Genomic DNA, 15,485 nt, shown 5'->3' on the forward strand with positions numbered 1-15,485 from the left:
TGTGATCCCGCCTTCAGTTGGCCGCACGCGGTGCGGTCGGGGCAGCAGGACCGGCAGCATTGCCGGCGGCGGGCGTGGCCTTGGGCTGCCACGGCACGGTCTTGACCTCGATGCCATCGCGCGCGCGCGACGCGCCTTCGACGACCACTTGCTCGCCGGGCTTCAGGCCGCTGCGCACCAGCCACTGGTCGCCCACCGCGCGATCGGTTTCCAGCACGCGCAACTGCAGCTTGTGGTCGGCGCCGACGACGAAGGCGGTGGGTTTACCGGCGCCGTTGCGCGAGACCGCCTGTTGCGGCACCAGCATGCCCTGCTCCTTGACGCCTTCCTGCAGCACCGCGCGCACGTACATGCCCGGCAACAGCTCGGCGTTCGGGTTGGGGAACACTGCGCGCAGGGTGATCGAGCCGGTGTTCTGGTCGACGGTCACGTCGGAGAACGCCAGGTGCCCCTGCAGCGGGTAGGTGCTGCCGTCTTCCAGCAGCAGCGACACCTTGGCCGCGCCGTCGCCGGCCTGTTCCAGATCGCCGCGTGCCATCGCCTGCCGGAGACGCAACACCGCACTGCTGGGCTGGGTGACGTCGATGTAGATCGGGTCCAACTGCTGGATGGTGGTCAGCGCAGTGGCCTGGTTGGCGGTCACCAGCGCACCCGGGGTCACGCTAGAGCGGCCGATGCGTCCGGAGATCGGTGCATCGAGCCGGGCAAACGCCAGGTTGATACGCGCGGTCTCCACGCTGGCCTTGCCGGCTGCCACGTCGGCCTTGGCCTGACCTAGCGCGGCATCGGTGTCGTCACCTTCCTGCTGGCTGATCGCCTTGATCTGCGCCAGTTCCTTGTAGCGCTCGGCCTTGAGCTGCGCGGTGCGAAGGGTCGCCTCGGCCTTGGCCAGCGACGCCTGCGCGCTGGCATAGCTGGCGCGGTACTGGGCCGGGTCGATCTGGTACAGGGTCTGGCCAGCCTTGACGTCGCCGCCCTCGGTGAACTGGCGCGATTGGATGATGCCCCCCACTTGCGGGCGAATTTCGGAGATCAGGTACGGAACGGTGCGCCCCGGCAATTCGGTGGTCAGGGTCACCGGTTGCTGCTTGACGGTCAGCACACCCATTTCCGGGGTGCCTTCCTGCGGCGGCGGGCCTCCCGGCGGGCTGCCGCAGGCGCTCAGCAGGGCGGTGACGACGACGGCAACAGCAAGCAACGACGGGCGAAACGAGGCATGGGCACGCACGGGCAGGTCTCCGACGGAGGTGTAATGATTAAATCTAAACGGTACGGTTCGGTATCCTAATAAGCGCATCCGTAGCCGTCAAGCATTCCTGCCCAGTCGGTATACTTATGAATTATTGGGAGAACCCGATGCGGGTCAGAACCGAAGAAAAACGCGAGGCCATCGTCCAGGCGGCCAGCGAGGTCTTCCTCGAGCTGGGCTTCGAAGGCGCGTCGATGTCGCAGATCGCCGCCCGCGTGGGCGGCTCCAAGCGCACGCTGTACGGCTACTTTCCGTCAAAGGAAGAGCTGTTCGTGGCCGTTGCCAAGGACATGTCGGACCGCTATTTCGATCCGTTGCTGCATGCGCTTTCGCAAAGCAGCGGCCCGGTCGATGAGGCACTGCAGCGCTTCGGCGAGGATGTGCTGCGGTTCCTGTGCGCCCCGCCCAATATCACCAGTTGGCAGACCATCATCGGGGTATCCGGCAGATCGGCGGTCGGCGCGCTGTATTTCAGCGCCGGGCAGGAGGAAGGCATCCAGCGCTTTGCCGAATACCTGCAGGCACAGGTGGATTGCGGCCTGCTCCATTGCGAAGACACCCTGCTTGCCGCCCACCAGTACGCTGCCTTGCTGGAATCGGAAACCTTGATGCCCTGCCTGTTTGGCGCACTCAAAGACCCCGCGCCCGAGTTCCTGCACGACGCGACGCGACGTGCGGTGCAGACGTTTCTGGCCGCGTATGGCGGCAAGGCCGGCAAAGCGGCGTGACGCCCCTTGCGAGGTCACTGCATTGCACTGCGCGAGGACGCGCAGTGCACGTACAGACGCCAAGCCTGCAGCCACTTAGACGTCTAAACCACGCCGCCGCCCCGCTGGCTAGAAGGCAGCGTCGTCATCACCGCATGATTCGACCAGGCAGCGATGCTACATTGTTGGCGCAAGCATGCCGCTGCGGCGATTGAGCGGGGTTGCGATTGACGGTATTGCGATTGCGCTTCAACACGCTGCCATCGCAAGCAGGCTGCCACCCGGGCATCGCGCCACCAGCGCCTTGGAACAGGCCGCGTGTACGCGCGACCTAGGCGCTGATCACTCGGCCACTGCGCATTTCGCGCACAGGCCGTGCACTTCCAGCGTCTGTGCCTGCGGCTGGAACCCGAGCGCCTTGGCGCGGGCTTCCAGTTGCGACACCACGTCGCGATCTTCCAGCTCCACCGCGCTGTGGCAGCGGTCGCAGATCAGGAACGGCACCGAGTGTTGGGCGCTGTTGGGGTGGTGGCAGGCGACGAACGCATTGACCGATTCGAGCTTGTGCACGAAGCCGTTGGCCATCAGGAAATCGAGCGCGCGGTACACCGTGGGCGGGGCGTCGGCGCCCACGCCCTTGCCTTCGCGCACCCAGTCCAGCAGTTCGTAGGCCTTGACCGGCTTGCCGGCGTCGGCGATCAGCCGCAGCACGTTGGCGCGGATCGGCGTCAGCCGCAGGCCGCGTTCGCTGCAGGCACGCTCCACCGCGCGCACGAAACCGTTGGCGTCGTCGACGTGGTGATGCGGTGCGGTACAGGCGAGGTCTTGGGCGTGGGTATGCTTGGTCATACAGGCTCCGGCGTCAGGCCGCTCCAATCTTGATGAGTGCCGCATCGATGCGTTTCAAGGCACCCTCGCGTCCGGCCAAGTACACCGTTTGCGAAATGTCCGGGCTGACCTGGGTGCCGGTGATGGCCACGCGCAGCGGCTGGGCGATCTTGCCCATGCCCAGTTCCAACGCGGCAGCAGCGTCGTGCAGCGCCGCCGAGACGCTCTCCACGCTCCACGTCTCCACCGCAGCCAGCAACTCGCGCGCCTTGCCCAGCGGCACCTCGGCGCCCAGCTTGAGGTGTTTCATCACCGCCGCTTCGTCATAGGTTTCCAGCGGCCGGTACCAGACCACGGCTTTTTCGGCCATTTCCTTCAAGGTCTGCACGCGCTCGCGCAACGCCACCACCACATCGGCGGCGGCCGGGCCGGCAGCGATGTCCACCCCGAGCTTGGCAAGCTGGTACTCCAACTGCGGGGCGATGCTGGCCGGGTCGTCGGTCTTCAGATAATGCTGATTGACCCAGCCGAGCTTGGCCATGTCCAGGCGCGCGGCCTTGGAATTGACGTCCTTGACGTCGAACAGGTCCAGCAATTCCTGCTGGGTGAACAGCTCCTGGTCGCCATGCGACCAGCCCAGGCGCGCCAGATAATTGATCAATGCATGCGGCAGATAGCCGGCGTCCTTGTACTGCATGACGTCGGCCGCGCCGGTGCGCTTGGACAGCTTGGCGCCCTGCTCGTCCAGGATCATCGGCATGTGCGCGAACTTGGGTACCGGTGCGCCCAGTGCCTCATAGATATTGATCTGGCGCGGAGTGTTGTTGATATGGTCGTCGCCGCGGATGACCTCGGTGATGCCCATGTCCCAGTCGTCCACCACCACTGCAAAGTTGTAGGTGGGAAACCCGTCCGGGCGGAAGATCACCATGTCGTCGAGCTCGCTGTTGGCGATCTCGATGCGCCCCTTGATCAGGTCGTCGAACACCACCGTGCCGCCGACGGGATTCTTGAAACGGATGACGCGATTGGGGTCGTCGCGATACGGCAGGTTCTGCTCGCGGGCGGCGCCGTTGTAGCGCGGCTTTTCCTGCCTGGCCATGGCGGCCTCGCGCATGGCGTCGAGTTCTTCGCGGGTTTCGTAGGCGTAATACGCCTTGCCCTGCGCGAGCAACTGCTCGGCAACCTCTTGATAGCGGGCAATGCGCTGGGTCTGGTAGATCGGACCTTTGTCGTAACCCAGGCCCAGCCACTCCATCGCTTCCAGGATGGCGTCGATGGCCGCCTGGGTGCTGCGCTCGCGGTCGGTGTCTTCGATGCGCAGCACGAACTGCCCGCCGCGGTGGCGTGCCTCCAGCCAGCAATACAGGGCGGTGCGGGCGCCGCCGATGTGCAGGTAACCGGTGGGGCTGGGAGCGAAACGGGTGCGGCAGGTCATGGAGCGCTCGGCAAAACGGGAGTCGCCCGATTTTACCTTGCGCAGCGTGGCCCTGCCCGGCCCCTGGCTCAGCGGTTGCGCAGCAGGTCGCCGTACACCACGCACTCGCCGTCGCTGCGGGCCGTGCCCGGCGCGTCGTACAGCACCAGCCAGGTGGGAATCTTGCCCGCCAGTTGCCTGGGCAGGTTGCAGATGGCCTCGGCGCGGTCGCAGTCCTTGCCATGCGGCAGCACTGCCGATTCCAGCAGGTCGTGCTGGAAGCGCACCGGTGCGCGGTTGGCGGCCAGCACGGTGCGCGCATCCGGCCATTTGAACAGGCGGATTTCGCCGTTCAAGACCATCGTCGGCCCGGCCAGCAGGTACAGATCGTCGCCGGAATAATGCAGGTCGCGGATGCCCAGCCCACCCAACTGCAGGAAATGCTTGCGCAGCAGGGTGCCGTCTTCGTCCAGCGGGGCCAGGCGCAAGTGGTCGCCGTGGGCTTCCACCTGGATCTCCAGCAATGCCGTCCAGCCACGCAGCACCGGCCCGCGCAGGCCCAGCAGCAAACGCTGGCCATCGACCACGATGCCTTCGATATCGAAGCCGTTGTCCTTGCCGGGAATCTTCAGGAACGGACCAAAATGCGGGTCGTCGGCAAGCAGGTCGGTGAGCTGGTTGTGCTTGGCATCGCCCTTGAGCCGCAGCGCCCGGCGGCCGTCGGCCGCTTCGCGCACCAGCTGCGGGGTGCCGTCTTGCGCATATTCGATCGGCAGGCAGGCCAGCAGGCGGCGATTGGCATCGAGCTTCAACTTGGTCAGGCGTTTGGCGTTTTCGGCGTCGTCGCGGCCGCGCTTGGCGTTCTTGCGTTTGCTGCCGTGCGAGCCGACGACCCACAAGAATCCATCCGACAGCCCCATGCCTTCCAGGTCGGCCTCCTCGCCGTCTTCGCCCGGCAGATCCAGCAGGTCCGCCAGCGGGAAGCTCTGCCCTTCGCCGAAGCGCAGCGTCTGCCGCTGTGCGGGGTCGAGCTTGCGCAGCCGGTCCACCGCGCAGGCTTCGTCGCCGGCCACCCACAGCCAATCGTCGGTGAAGGCGGCGCCGGACAGATTGCTGTGCACCAGCGCACCGGGCGCGAACTCGAGCCGGACGCTATGCGGAATCAGGGTTTTCTTGGCCATGGGCACCTGCGGCAAGGGATCAACCGAACGCAGCCAGCTTGGCACGCGTCACATCGGGCGCCAACTGCCCCGGCCAATCGCGGTCGTTGGCCACCTGCGCCTGCGTGCGGCTGGCCTCGAACGCGGCGAAGTCCAACTCGGCCAGTGCCCACACGGCCTGGCCCTGGGTCTGCGCCAGCACGCCATCGGCGGGGAAGCCGACATCCATCGGCGCAAACACCGCCGCCTCGCCGGTATTGATGTCCAACGCCGGGCTCCACGGCGCTTGGCCTGCGGTCACCGACTGCGCCACGAACACGCGATTTTCCAGCGCGCGCGCCAGGCATCCGATGCGCACGCGCATGGCGCCGGCAGCGGTGTCGGTGCAGCTGGGCACGATCAACAAGCGCGCACCGGCCTCGTATTGCGCACGTACCGGCAGCGGGAACTCGCTGTCGTAGCAGATCGCAATCGCGGCGCGCATGCCGTCCAGCTCGAACACCTTCAGTTCGTCGCCCGGCTCGATCAGCCCGGTGGCCTTTTCGAAGCCGGTGAGCTGCAGCTTGTCCTGCCAGCCGTGCAGGCCCTCCGGCGTAAACCAGTCGCTGCGATTGCGGTAGCGGCCGTGGCCCAGATCCAGCAGGAAACTGCCGGCAATCAGATGCAGCCGATGTTCCCGCGCCAACCGCGCAAACAGTTCCAGCCATGGCCCACGCAGCGCCTGGATCGCCACCAGCGATTCGGGCAGGCCGGCAGAAATCTGCGTGTCGAACGTTGCGCCCAGCTCCAGCGACAGATATTCGGGCAGCACCACCACCCGCGCACCGGCGTTGGCGGCTTCGGCGATCAGGGTCGATTGGCGCGCCGCAAATGCAGCGAAATCGACAGGCTTGCCGATGGGGTATTTGGCAACGGCAATTTTCATCTGGTGGCCTTTGGGTTGTTGGATCGACGCGGCGAAGCAATCAGAGCGCCTGGCGAGGCAGCGTGCAGCGAGCTTGTACACCGCCGGCGACGCTTGTCAGTCGCTGTAGGGCGGTAGCCGCTCACTGCGGCAACGCACGTGTCCACACAGACAAGCTGTGGTCGATCTCGCCATGTTGCAACTCCGCCCAGTGCAGGTGCACCCGCATGCCCGGCTGCGGGGCGTAACCGCGCTTGCGCCAGAACGCATCGTTAGGGCGGTAATCGGCTGGTTGGCGCGGGTCGTCGGGCGCCCGTTCCACCGAGCAGAACGCGGTCAATCCAAAGCGGCCCAGCGCGCGTGCATGCGCTTCGCGCCGGTCGAAAAATGCATGGCCGATCCCCTGCCCTCGATACGCCGGCAGCAGCACCGATTCGCCGAAATAGAACACGCCGGCCGGATCGATGCCTGCCGCACGGAACGGTGCGTGGAACGCGTCGCTGTCGTCGAGCAGCGGCAGGCCAGTGGAGGCGCCGACCACCGCATCACCATCGCGGACGAGCACGAACACGCTGTCCGGCGAGGCCGCGTAGGCGGCCAGATAACCGTGCTCGTAATCCGCATCGCCTTCGTACAGATACGGCCATGCACGGAAGACGGCGACGCGCAGCCGCGCCAACGCATCCAGATGCGCCAACACCGCCTCGCCACGCACCGTGTCGACGGTGAGGGACATGTCAGTCATGCATGGCATGATAAGCCAGCCTGACGGCGATGGCTCGACGTGGCCATGCGCTCCGCGCGGCGGTTGCCCGACTGCTGGCAGGCAAGCGCCCTCTGCGGTTGTGCGAACACCGAAAGCGGCAAGACGCGCTCGCAATTTGCAACGCACGGCCCCTGCACGATTCCGTTATGCATGCATTTCTTCGCATCGCGGCGCCTTTGTCGGCGCCAACACATCGACTATCTGTACGTGGCGTCGGCAGCCGCTCCATGCAAACACGATGCAGCCGCAACGCTGGCCACCGGGTTCAACGGGCCGAGGACCACGGCGAGCACCACTTCAGACCCCTTTACCGCGGCTCCGCGCGGGGACTCGGCGCACTCCGATGCCGAGTGCATGCCCCGCGCCTCACTTTGGAATCACTACATGATCCTGCAGCGCACGCTTACCCTCAGCATCATCGGGCTCCTGGGATTGTCCGCTACGGCGCATGCACAGCCGACGCCCCATGGAATGGGCCTGATTCCATCGCCCCAGATCCAACCCGCCCTGCCGATGATGGTGGAGCAGGGAATGACCGAGGAGGCGACGATCGCAGCGCTTCCCGCCAGAGTCGATCTGACCCGCTGGGCGATCGAACCCGGCGATCAGAAAGAAGTCAACTCCTGCGTCGGATGGGCGGTCGGCTATACGTTGGCGGGTTGGTACGCCAACGCCTACCAGCAGAAGACGACCAAGTTCGCCCCCATGTACGTCTACTCCCAAATCAATCTCGGTGGCTCCCAGTACGACGGCGGAGCGGCATCGGCGAGCGACGCGCTACGGCTGGCCATCGCGCAAGGCATCGACACACAGCCCCACTATTTCCAGGGAGCCTACGACTGGAAGGACAAGCCCACCAAGGACGAATACGTCAACGCCGGCAAATACAAACCGCCTTATAAGTCGTATACCGCGCTGTTCGCCGATTTTCAGGCAATGGCGGACGCAAGTTGATCAATGCGATCAAGCAATCGCTTTCCAATAGCACCCCGGTGGCGATCGGCCTCTGGGTCCGCAGCGGCTTCTTTTATCTCGACCAAACCAATAATGTTGACTACGATACCAAAACCCCCATCGAAGGCGGCCACGAAGTGATTGCGCTGGGCTACGACCAAGAAGGCTTGCTGATCGAAAACAGCTGGGGCAAAGGCTGGGGCAACAAAGGATTCGCCAAGCTATCCTGGTCGGTGGTGGCCAAGGACGTGATCGAGGCGCATATCGCCAACTGAGGGCCGCATCGGCCCTGTCGATCCCGGCGGGTGGCGCATGCCGCCGCCGGGATCGACACGACAGGCAATGCCGGCCTCAACGCAGGCTGTTGCCAAGCTCGTACCAATCGAGCTTGCGGGTGACCCACATGATGCTGGCCAGGATGCCGAACAGCAGCAACGACCCCATCAGCAGCGCGTTGTCCTCGGAGATCAACAGGCTGTAGAGCACCGCATACAAGGCGGTGAGCATCACCGAGAAGCCAGCCGCGCGGACCCAACTGCGCAACACGCCGGACAGGTAGAAGAACTGCAGGCCGATGCATGCCGCCGCCGACACCAGGTAGGCCTGCCAGAACGCGATGTGTTCGGAAAGGCTGAGCAGCAGCAGGAAGAAGATCGCCAGCGCCAGGCCCACCAGCAGGTATTGCAACGGATGGATGGGCAAACGCTTGATCAGCTCGAACAGCACGAAGGCCACGAAGGTCAGCACCACGAACAGGATGCCGTACTTGCTGGCGCGGTCGGCCTGGGTATACACGTCCACCGGATCGACCAGGCGCACTTCCAGCATATCCAGCGCCGCATGGCTGGACTGCAACTGCGTCTGCGCACCGGTGGCCAGCGACGACAGCGACCAGCTCGCATCGAAGCCCTTCGGCCCGATGCTCGGCGCATTCGGCAGGAAGCGGCCACCGAAGGACGGGTGCTGCCAGTCCGAGCGCAGGGCGATGTCGTTGTTGTCGGCGATCGGCGCGATGGCCAGCCGGCGCGTGCCGTCCAGCACGAACTGCATGTCCACCACGTTGCCGTCCTGCAGCCGGCCGGCGAGCGGGTCGGCCAGCGGACCCAGTTGGGCATGGATGCCCGCCGAACGGTCGGCCAGTGCGCCTGCGCCGCTCTCCAGCGCCAGCGTGCGGCCATCGACCTGCAGGCGTGGCGTGCCGACCAACCCACGCACGTCGGAAATCCCGATTGCCAGATACGGCTGGCCATACACACGGGTCGGCGCAGCCGCATAGTCGAAGGGGTCGTATTCGGCATGCAAGGTGGCCTTCCAGGAATACACCTGCACGCGGTATAAGCCCACCTCGCGCACCGAGGGCAGCATTTCGCCGCCGAGTTTCAGGCGACGCGGCGTTTGCAGCAGCGTACCTTCGCGCTTGCGCCAGACCTTGCGCTGGTTGCCCTGCTCGTCCGGCTCGGTGACCTGCACGTCTTCGGTATACGGCAGCACCCGCACCGGCGCGATGAACTGCTGCTCGCCGGCCTTGCTTTGCGCCACCCGCTCCACCGCCTCGTCGCGGTAACGCGCGCGGTCCTGCACCGCGCCACGGATCAGCAGCAGCGGAACCAACAACAGCAGGATCAGCCCGCCGATGGTGGCGAACCGCAACAACAGTTTCAGGGATTTCATCAGCCGTCCTCAGCTTGGGAGGCGGCCAGGGTGCGCGACGCCGGTGTTGGCGGTTTGAGGCGAATTTGAAGCGAATGTGAAGTGGGCGCCCCGGACAGTTGGCGACCGGCACTGTGACGCATTGACGAAATACGGTTTTCACCGCGGCAAAGTGCCACCCGTACCCAGCACAGGCTTCTGTTTGATCGGCAGCACTTCGCCTTGCCGCCGCACGCCTCGCCTTCACGCGTAACGATGCACGGGCAGGTGCGCAGCCTCCGATCCCTCGTTCTTGTTTGGTCGCGGCTTCCAGTTCGCTGTTGTTCGATGCGGTCCTGAGCCGCATGCGCTGCATCAGCGCTGCCATGGCCGCACGCCCACTCGGCAGTGATTCGGCAACTGCGCACGACTGCATTCATCTCTCAACCTGGAGCCGTCTTCCATGAACTCGCACCGTTCGCTCGCCCTTTGCCTGCTCGCCGCCCTGAGCCTGACCGCCGCCGCCGCGCAGGCGGCAGTGCATGGCATGGGCCTGAAGCCTTCGTCGTTGATGCAGCCTGTCACTCCGCTGTTCGGTACCGAGAGCGTGAGCACACCGCTGCCTGCCAGTGTCGACCTGACTGCATGGGCGATCACGCCGGGCGACCAAGGGCAGGTCGATGCCTGCGCGTCATGGGCGACCGCTCATACACTGACCGGTTGGTATGCCAATGCCAACAAACAGGCCCAGACGCGCTTTGCCCCGATGTACCTGTACAGCCAGGTCAACGGCGGCGTGGATGAAGGCTCCACCCTGGAAGCGCCGCTGCAGATCGCGCTTGCGCAGGGCATCGACACCGAGCAGCACTATTCGTGGGGCAACTACGACTGGAAACACCAACCCACTGCCGCCGACAAGGCCAACGCTGCAAAGAACCCGACGCCGTATCGCCACTACACCGTGCTGTATTCGGGCAGGGGGAATGGGGGAAGCGCCCTGATCCAACAGATCAAGCTCGCCCTTGCCTCTTCCACGCCGGTGGCGATCGGCTTCTACGTGCGCCAGGGCTTTGAAGACCTGACAGCCAAGAATCAGGTCGATTACGACATCACAACGCCGATCCTGGGCGGGCATGCGGTCATCGCGCTGGGCTACGACAGCGAAGGACTGATCGTGGAAAACAGCTGGGGCACCGCATGGGGCAACAAGGGCTTCGGCAAACTGTCCTGGTCGGTGGTCGCCAAGGATGTGATCGTCGCGGACGTGGCGTACTAGCACAGCACGAACATCATCACCCCTTCCAGTGCAGCTTCATAGAGCTGCGAGGGATGGCGGGCGAACTGGTTCAGCACGGCCACGCGCCGCACGCTGATCGACGCAGGCGCGGCATGTGCTCTGGCGCATGCCGTCGCCTTGAACGCGCAGCTGCCACCGGCGCCGGCCCACCGTGACAACTGCCTGCAGCGACTCAACCGATCGGCAGGCGCAACACCGCACGCGCACCGCCACCGTGGCGATTGCCCAGCATCACGTCCCCGCCATGCAGGCGCGCAACCTCGCGCACGAACGGCAAGCCAAGCCCGGAGCTGCGCTGGCCGGTCTGCGGACGTGCCAACGAATAGAACCGCTCGAAGACGCGCTCGAGCGCGTAATCGGGCACGCCGCTGCCACGGTCTTCGACCACCAACTCCCAGCGCCCATCGCGCAGCCGCGCATGCAGGCGCACATGGCTGTCTTGCTTCGAAAACGCGATGGCGTTTTCGAGCAGATTGATCAGTGCCTGTCTCAGCAGAAAACCATCGCCCAGTACGTCGTGATCGCCTGACGCCCCGGCCCCTGCATCCACTTGCACGGTGACGCCAGCGGCCGCCGCGCGCAGCGCCACCGCGTCCGCCGCAGCCTGCAGCAGCCCATCGATACCGATGCGCTCGCGCTTCTGCAGCCAGCCGTGCTGCTCCACCTCGGCCAGGGCCAGCAGCTTGTCGATGGTTTCGGTGAGCCGGTGTTCCTGCGCGCGGATCGTGGCAACGAAGTGCTGGCGGTCGGCCTCCGGCAGTGGCTCGGTCAACAGCTCCGAAGCACCGCGAATGGCCGCCAGCGGGCTTTTCATCTCGTGCGTCAGCGACTGCACGTACTGCTCCACGTACGCCTTGCCTTCCAGCTTGCGGCGCATGCTCTCCAGCGCGTGGCCCAGATCGCCGATTTCATCGCCACGCGGTTTGGGCGGCGGTACCGGGATGCCGGCGCTCACCGCCTGCGCATAGCGATTGAGCCGGCCGATGCCGCGCATCAACCACCAGGTCATCAAGATGCCGATCAACGCGGAAATGCCGATCAACCAGGCGCCGCGCTGCAGGATGTTGCGCTGGCTGGCTTCGATAAACGGGTCGATGCTGCGATTGGGCTGCGCCAGGGTCAGCACGCCGATCAGTTTGCCGCGGTCGTCCGGTGCATAGATCGGCGCGGCCACATGCATCACCGTGGCGGTAGGGTCGCCATCGATCTCCGGGCTGGAACGCGCGCCGTATTCGCCGCGCAAGGTGCGGTAGACATCGTTCCAGCGCGAGTTGTCGCGGCCCACGTCGCGGCCCAGCGAATCGAACATCACCACGCCGCGCGCATCGGTGACGGTCACGCGGTAATCCACCGTGCTCTTGCGAAAGCGCCATACCCATGCCTTGGGATCGCGCTGCTGCGCCCTGGCCACGTTGCGCGCGAAACTGCCATCGGCAAGCGTGCCGGCGGCCAGTTCGCTGCTGGCGATTTCCGCCAGCACATTGGCCGCATCCACCAGCGTGGATTCCATTGCCTGGCGCACGCCCGGCTTGACCTCGTTGACGAACACCCGCATCACGAAGAACGCGGCCAGGCCCACGATCAGGAAGAAACCCAGAAACAGCTTGAGACCGAGCCGCATGTCAGCGCGCAGCCTCGCTCAGGTCGCCACGTGCGTGCCGGCGCATGCCTACACTTCCAACGCGTAGCCAAGGCCACGGTGGGTGCGGATCGGGTCGACCGGCACGCCGGCCAGGCGCAGCTTGCCGCGCAGCGTCTTGATGTGGGTGTCGACGGTGCGGTCGGCACTGTCGGCGCTGGCATCCCAGCCACGGTCCATCAGTTGCGCACGGCTCAGGATCGCACCGGGGCGCTGCAGCAACGCAGCCAGCAGCGCGTATTCGTAGCGCGTCAGCGGCAGCAGGGTCTGGCCGTAGCGGATGCGGCTGCCCTCGCGGTCGATCGCAAACGCGCCGTGCGGTTGCCAGCCCGATTCGGCCGCCGCGCCGGCATGGCGTCGGCGCAGGCGCGCACGCACGCGCGCCACCAACTCGCGCGGCGAGAACGGCTTGGCCATGTAATCGTCGGCGCCCAGCTCCAGGCCGAGCACGCGGTCGATCTCGTCGTTGCGCGCGGTCAGGAAGATCACCGGCACCTCGCTGAAACTGCGCAAGGTGCGGCACACCTCGAACCCGTTGATGTCCGGCAGGCCCACGTCGAGGATCACCACATCGGCCGGATCGGCGCGCAGGCGCGTCAGCGCATCGCGGCCCAGCAGGCAATGCTCGGGCGCATAGCCCTCGCTGCGCAGCGCGTAGAGCACGGTATCGGCAATGGCGGCTTCGTCTTCGACGACGAGCACACGGGCAGCAGACTCGGACATGCCGCGCAGCATACCGGCATGCGGGCACGGCCTACAGGTGGAGGCGGTCCACGCAGGGCGTGGCAGGACAGGACGCATACCCCATGCTGCTTGCGGCATCGCGCAGCCTCTGGAGGTCGCCACCGTGCGCTTGCACCGCGTCGGCCGCAATGGGCGGCAACAAATCGCGCCGCAGCCTCTACACTGCCGCGATGAACTATCGCCACGCCTTCCATGCCGGCAACCATGCCGACGTGCTCAAGCACATCGCCCTGCTTGCCCTGATCGACACCCTCAAGCGCAAGGACACTCCGTTCTTCGTGCTCGACACGCACGCCGGGCGCGGCCGCTACCAACTCGGGGGTGAAGAGAGCCGCAAGACCAACGAGGCCGATGCCGGCGTGATGCGGCTGATGGCAGAGGCCAGCTTGCCCGAGGTGGTCGAGCGCTATCTGCGCGCGGTGCAGGCCGACAACCAATCCGTTGCCCGCCCGGCCATGCCCGGCCAGAAGCCCACCCGCCCGACCGCCGGCATCCAGCTCAATTACTACCCCGGTTCGCCGCTGCTGGCTGCGCAAGCACTGCGCGAGCAGGACCGCATGGCCTTCTGCGAACTGCAGCCCGACGAAGCCGAGGCGCTCAAGTCCCTGTTCGCCAGGGACAGCAGGGTACGCGTGCACGCCGGCGACGGCTATGCGGCGATCCGCGCCTTCCTGCCGCCGCGCGCTGGCGACACCAAGATCGGCCGCGGGCTGGTGCTGATCGACCCGCCCTACGAAGCGCAGGACGCCGAATACCCGCAGATCATCCACAGCGTGCGCGAGGCGCTGGCGCGCTGGCCGCAGGCGATCTGCATGGTGTGGTACCCGATCAAGCTGCGCCGCAGCCTGCAGCCGTTCATGCGCAAGGCCGCCGCGCTGCCGGCCAAGTCGGTGCTGGTCGCCGAGCTGCAGGTGCGCCCGGACGACTCGCCGCTGCGCCTGACCGGCAGCGGGCTATTGATCGTCAACGCGCCCTGGCAGTTCGACCAGCTGCTGGCGCCGGCGTTGCCGGTGCTCAAGCAGCATCTCGGCGAGCCCGGCGCCTCGACCCGGCTGGAGTGGCTGCGCCAGGACGGCTGAGCCGGCAGGCGCGGGCGCCTGCCCATCGCGGTGGGTATGCAGGCGTTGTCGTTGCACCGCTGCAATGGCCCGCACCATGCGCGCCGCGTGTAATGCCTGCTGCGCCGCCCGCAGATCGCGTGCATGCTGCCGGGCACCGGGATGTGCGTTGCCATGGGCTTGCTGTCCTCGGCGACACAGCAGCTGCCGCGAACACCTCAGCGCAGCGCAGACGAGCGGTTGCTGCACCGGATACACCTATCCCAGGAAGGCCAGGCCGGGTGACAACCGCCTTCCGGCGGCTCCGTTGCTTTCACTCGGCTGCCACAGTGCGCGCCCCATCACGCTCACGACCGGCTCACGGCTCCGCTCGTTACAGTTGTGTGAGAAGCACTGCCACCTCCTGTCGGCCCCCGGCGGCACACCGGATTCATTCACGGTTGCGCGCCGGGCTGGTGCCAGAATCTTCCGATCTTTAAGGAACACCGGTCATGGCCATTCGCAATCGCATGCCTCCCTGGCATGAAAACTTCAGCCTGCCCAATGGCCGCACTCTTCTGCTTCGCCCGATCCGTCCCGAGGATGGTCCGCCGCTGCAGGGAGCTTTCAGCCTGTTGGGACCGGAGGAAATTCGCGCGCGCTTTGTGCGCTCCTCCACCGAAATCACCCCGGAGATGGTGCAACGCCTGACTCATCCCAACCCCAAGAGCGAGATCGTGCTGGTTGCCGCCGAGCAATTGCCGCCCGGCGAAGCACTGGTGGGTGCGGTCGCGCGCGCCGCGTTGGTACCGGGCACACGCCAGGCCGAATACACCATCCTGGTCAGCAGCTTCGTCGCCGGCCAGGGGCTGGGGCGGCAGCTGATGCGCAAGCTGGTCAAGTGGGCACGGCGCAAATACCTGGACTGCCTGTTCGGCGATGTGCTGCAAAGCAATGTGCCGATGCTGCAGTTGGCAGAATCGCTGGGCTTCAAGCCGCAGGCGCACCCGGAATCGCCTGAACTGGTGCGGATGGTGTTGGAGCTGGATGCTTGAGTTGCCGGGATTCGGGATTCGGGATTCGGGATGCGGGATTTGGGATTCGTCAAAGCAGATCGCGGCTGCTTTGCGTGATCGGGGCTTGGGGCTTGCTTC

Annotated in this window: 14 protein-coding genes and 1 pseudogene; 5 read left to right on the forward strand and 10 right to left on the reverse strand. The window is 65.9% G+C overall.

Features of this window, described 5'->3' with window-relative positions; genetic code table 11:
* Positions 1-13: 13 nt before the first annotated feature.
* Positions 14-1,228 (reverse strand): efflux RND transporter periplasmic adaptor subunit, encoded by a 1,215-nt coding sequence (locus ACCQ03_RS14555; RefSeq protein WP_057678370.1) that lies wholly within the window; start codon positions 1,226-1,228, stop codon positions 14-16.
* Between the two features lie 107 nt (positions 1,229-1,335).
* On the opposite strand from ACCQ03_RS14555, the gene ACCQ03_RS14560 reads away from it, so the two are divergent.
* Positions 1,336-1,977 (forward strand): TetR/AcrR family transcriptional regulator, encoded by a 642-nt coding sequence (locus ACCQ03_RS14560; RefSeq protein ID WP_057678371.1) that lies wholly within the window; start codon positions 1,336-1,338, stop codon positions 1,975-1,977.
* A gap of 321 nt (positions 1,978-2,298) precedes the next feature.
* On the opposite strand, the gene ACCQ03_RS14565 is transcribed toward ACCQ03_RS14560, so the two are convergent.
* The 5 genes from ACCQ03_RS14565 to ACCQ03_RS14585 all read right to left on the reverse strand — a co-directional run bounded on the left by ACCQ03_RS14565 (position 2,299) and on the right by ACCQ03_RS14585 (position 7,019).
* Positions 2,299-2,805 carry a transcriptional repressor gene (locus ACCQ03_RS14565; RefSeq protein ID WP_017157169.1) on the reverse strand — a complete coding sequence of 169 codons (507 nt, stop codon included), beginning with the start codon at positions 2,803-2,805 and terminating at the stop codon, positions 2,299-2,301.
* A 13-nt stretch (positions 2,806-2,818) separates the two neighbouring features.
* Positions 2,819-4,222: a glutamate--tRNA ligase gene (gene gltX / locus ACCQ03_RS14570; protein ID WP_209225972.1), complete on the reverse strand. Its 1,404-nt coding sequence runs from the start codon at positions 4,220-4,222 to the stop codon at positions 2,819-2,821.
* A gap of 68 nt (positions 4,223-4,290) precedes the next feature.
* Complete coding sequence (locus tag ACCQ03_RS14575) at positions 4,291-5,382, reverse strand: DUF3616 domain-containing protein (RefSeq protein ID WP_150146631.1); 1,092 nt, start codon at positions 5,380-5,382, stop codon at positions 4,291-4,293.
* Between the two features lie 19 nt (positions 5,383-5,401).
* Positions 5,402-6,286, reverse strand: a complete 885-nt coding sequence (locus ACCQ03_RS14580) for a carbon-nitrogen hydrolase family protein (protein ID WP_057678372.1) — start codon at positions 6,284-6,286, stop codon at positions 5,402-5,404.
* 121 nt (positions 6,287-6,407) lie between these two features.
* Complete coding sequence (locus ACCQ03_RS14585) at positions 6,408-7,019, reverse strand: GNAT family N-acetyltransferase (RefSeq protein ID WP_057678373.1); 612 nt, start codon at positions 7,017-7,019, stop codon at positions 6,408-6,410.
* Between the two features lie 396 nt (positions 7,020-7,415).
* Here ACCQ03_RS14585 and ACCQ03_RS14590 point away from each other — a divergent pair.
* A pseudogene (locus ACCQ03_RS14590) lies at positions 7,416-8,260 on the forward strand (C1 family peptidase).
* Positions 8,261-8,336: 76 nt separating this feature from the next.
* On the opposite strand, the gene creD reads toward ACCQ03_RS14590, so the two are convergent.
* Entirely contained in the window at positions 8,337-9,656 is a 1,320-nt protein-coding gene (gene creD, locus ACCQ03_RS14595; protein WP_039570552.1) for a cell envelope integrity protein CreD, read from the reverse strand.
* Between the two features lie 421 nt (positions 9,657-10,077).
* Here creD and ACCQ03_RS14600 point away from each other — a divergent pair, with 421 nt between their 5' ends.
* Positions 10,078-10,890 (forward strand): C1 family peptidase, encoded by an 813-nt coding sequence (locus ACCQ03_RS14600; RefSeq protein WP_209225970.1) that lies wholly within the window; start codon positions 10,078-10,080, stop codon positions 10,888-10,890.
* On the opposite strand, the gene ACCQ03_RS14605 is transcribed toward ACCQ03_RS14600, so the two are convergent.
* From ACCQ03_RS14605 to creB, 3 genes are read right to left on the reverse strand one after another with little or no spacing between them, the layout of a single operon-like run.
* Positions 10,887-11,069, reverse strand: a complete 183-nt coding sequence (locus ACCQ03_RS14605; RefSeq protein WP_057678375.1) for a hypothetical protein — start codon at positions 11,067-11,069, stop codon at positions 10,887-10,889. The genes ACCQ03_RS14600 and ACCQ03_RS14605 overlap by 4 nt on opposite strands.
* 14 nt (positions 11,070-11,083) lie before the next feature.
* A complete protein-coding gene (creC, locus tag ACCQ03_RS14610; protein WP_057686973.1) occupies positions 11,084-12,532 on the reverse strand; it encodes a two-component system sensor histidine kinase CreC in 1,449 nt (482 codons plus the stop codon).
* 48 nt (positions 12,533-12,580) lie between these two features.
* Positions 12,581-13,285, reverse strand: coding sequence for a two-component system response regulator CreB (creB, locus tag ACCQ03_RS14615; RefSeq protein WP_170922399.1), 705 nt, complete (start codon positions 13,283-13,285; stop codon positions 12,581-12,583).
* Positions 13,286-13,464: 179 nt separating this feature from the next.
* Here creB and ACCQ03_RS14620 point away from each other — a divergent pair, with 179 nt between their 5' ends.
* Positions 13,465-14,373: a 23S rRNA (adenine(2030)-N(6))-methyltransferase RlmJ gene (locus ACCQ03_RS14620; RefSeq protein ID WP_057680112.1), complete on the forward strand. Its 909-nt coding sequence runs from the start codon at positions 13,465-13,467 to the stop codon at positions 14,371-14,373.
* A gap of 470 nt (positions 14,374-14,843) precedes the next feature.
* Complete coding sequence (locus ACCQ03_RS14625; RefSeq protein ID WP_003488532.1) at positions 14,844-15,386, forward strand: GNAT family N-acetyltransferase; 543 nt, start codon at positions 14,844-14,846, stop codon at positions 15,384-15,386.
* Positions 15,387-15,485: the final 99 nt, after the last annotated feature.

Origin of the sequence: Xanthomonas sp. NCPPB 3569 (assembly GCF_041475645.2) — a bacterium.
GTDB classification, from domain to species: domain Bacteria; phylum Pseudomonadota; class Gammaproteobacteria; order Xanthomonadales; family Xanthomonadaceae; genus Xanthomonas; species Xanthomonas phaseoli.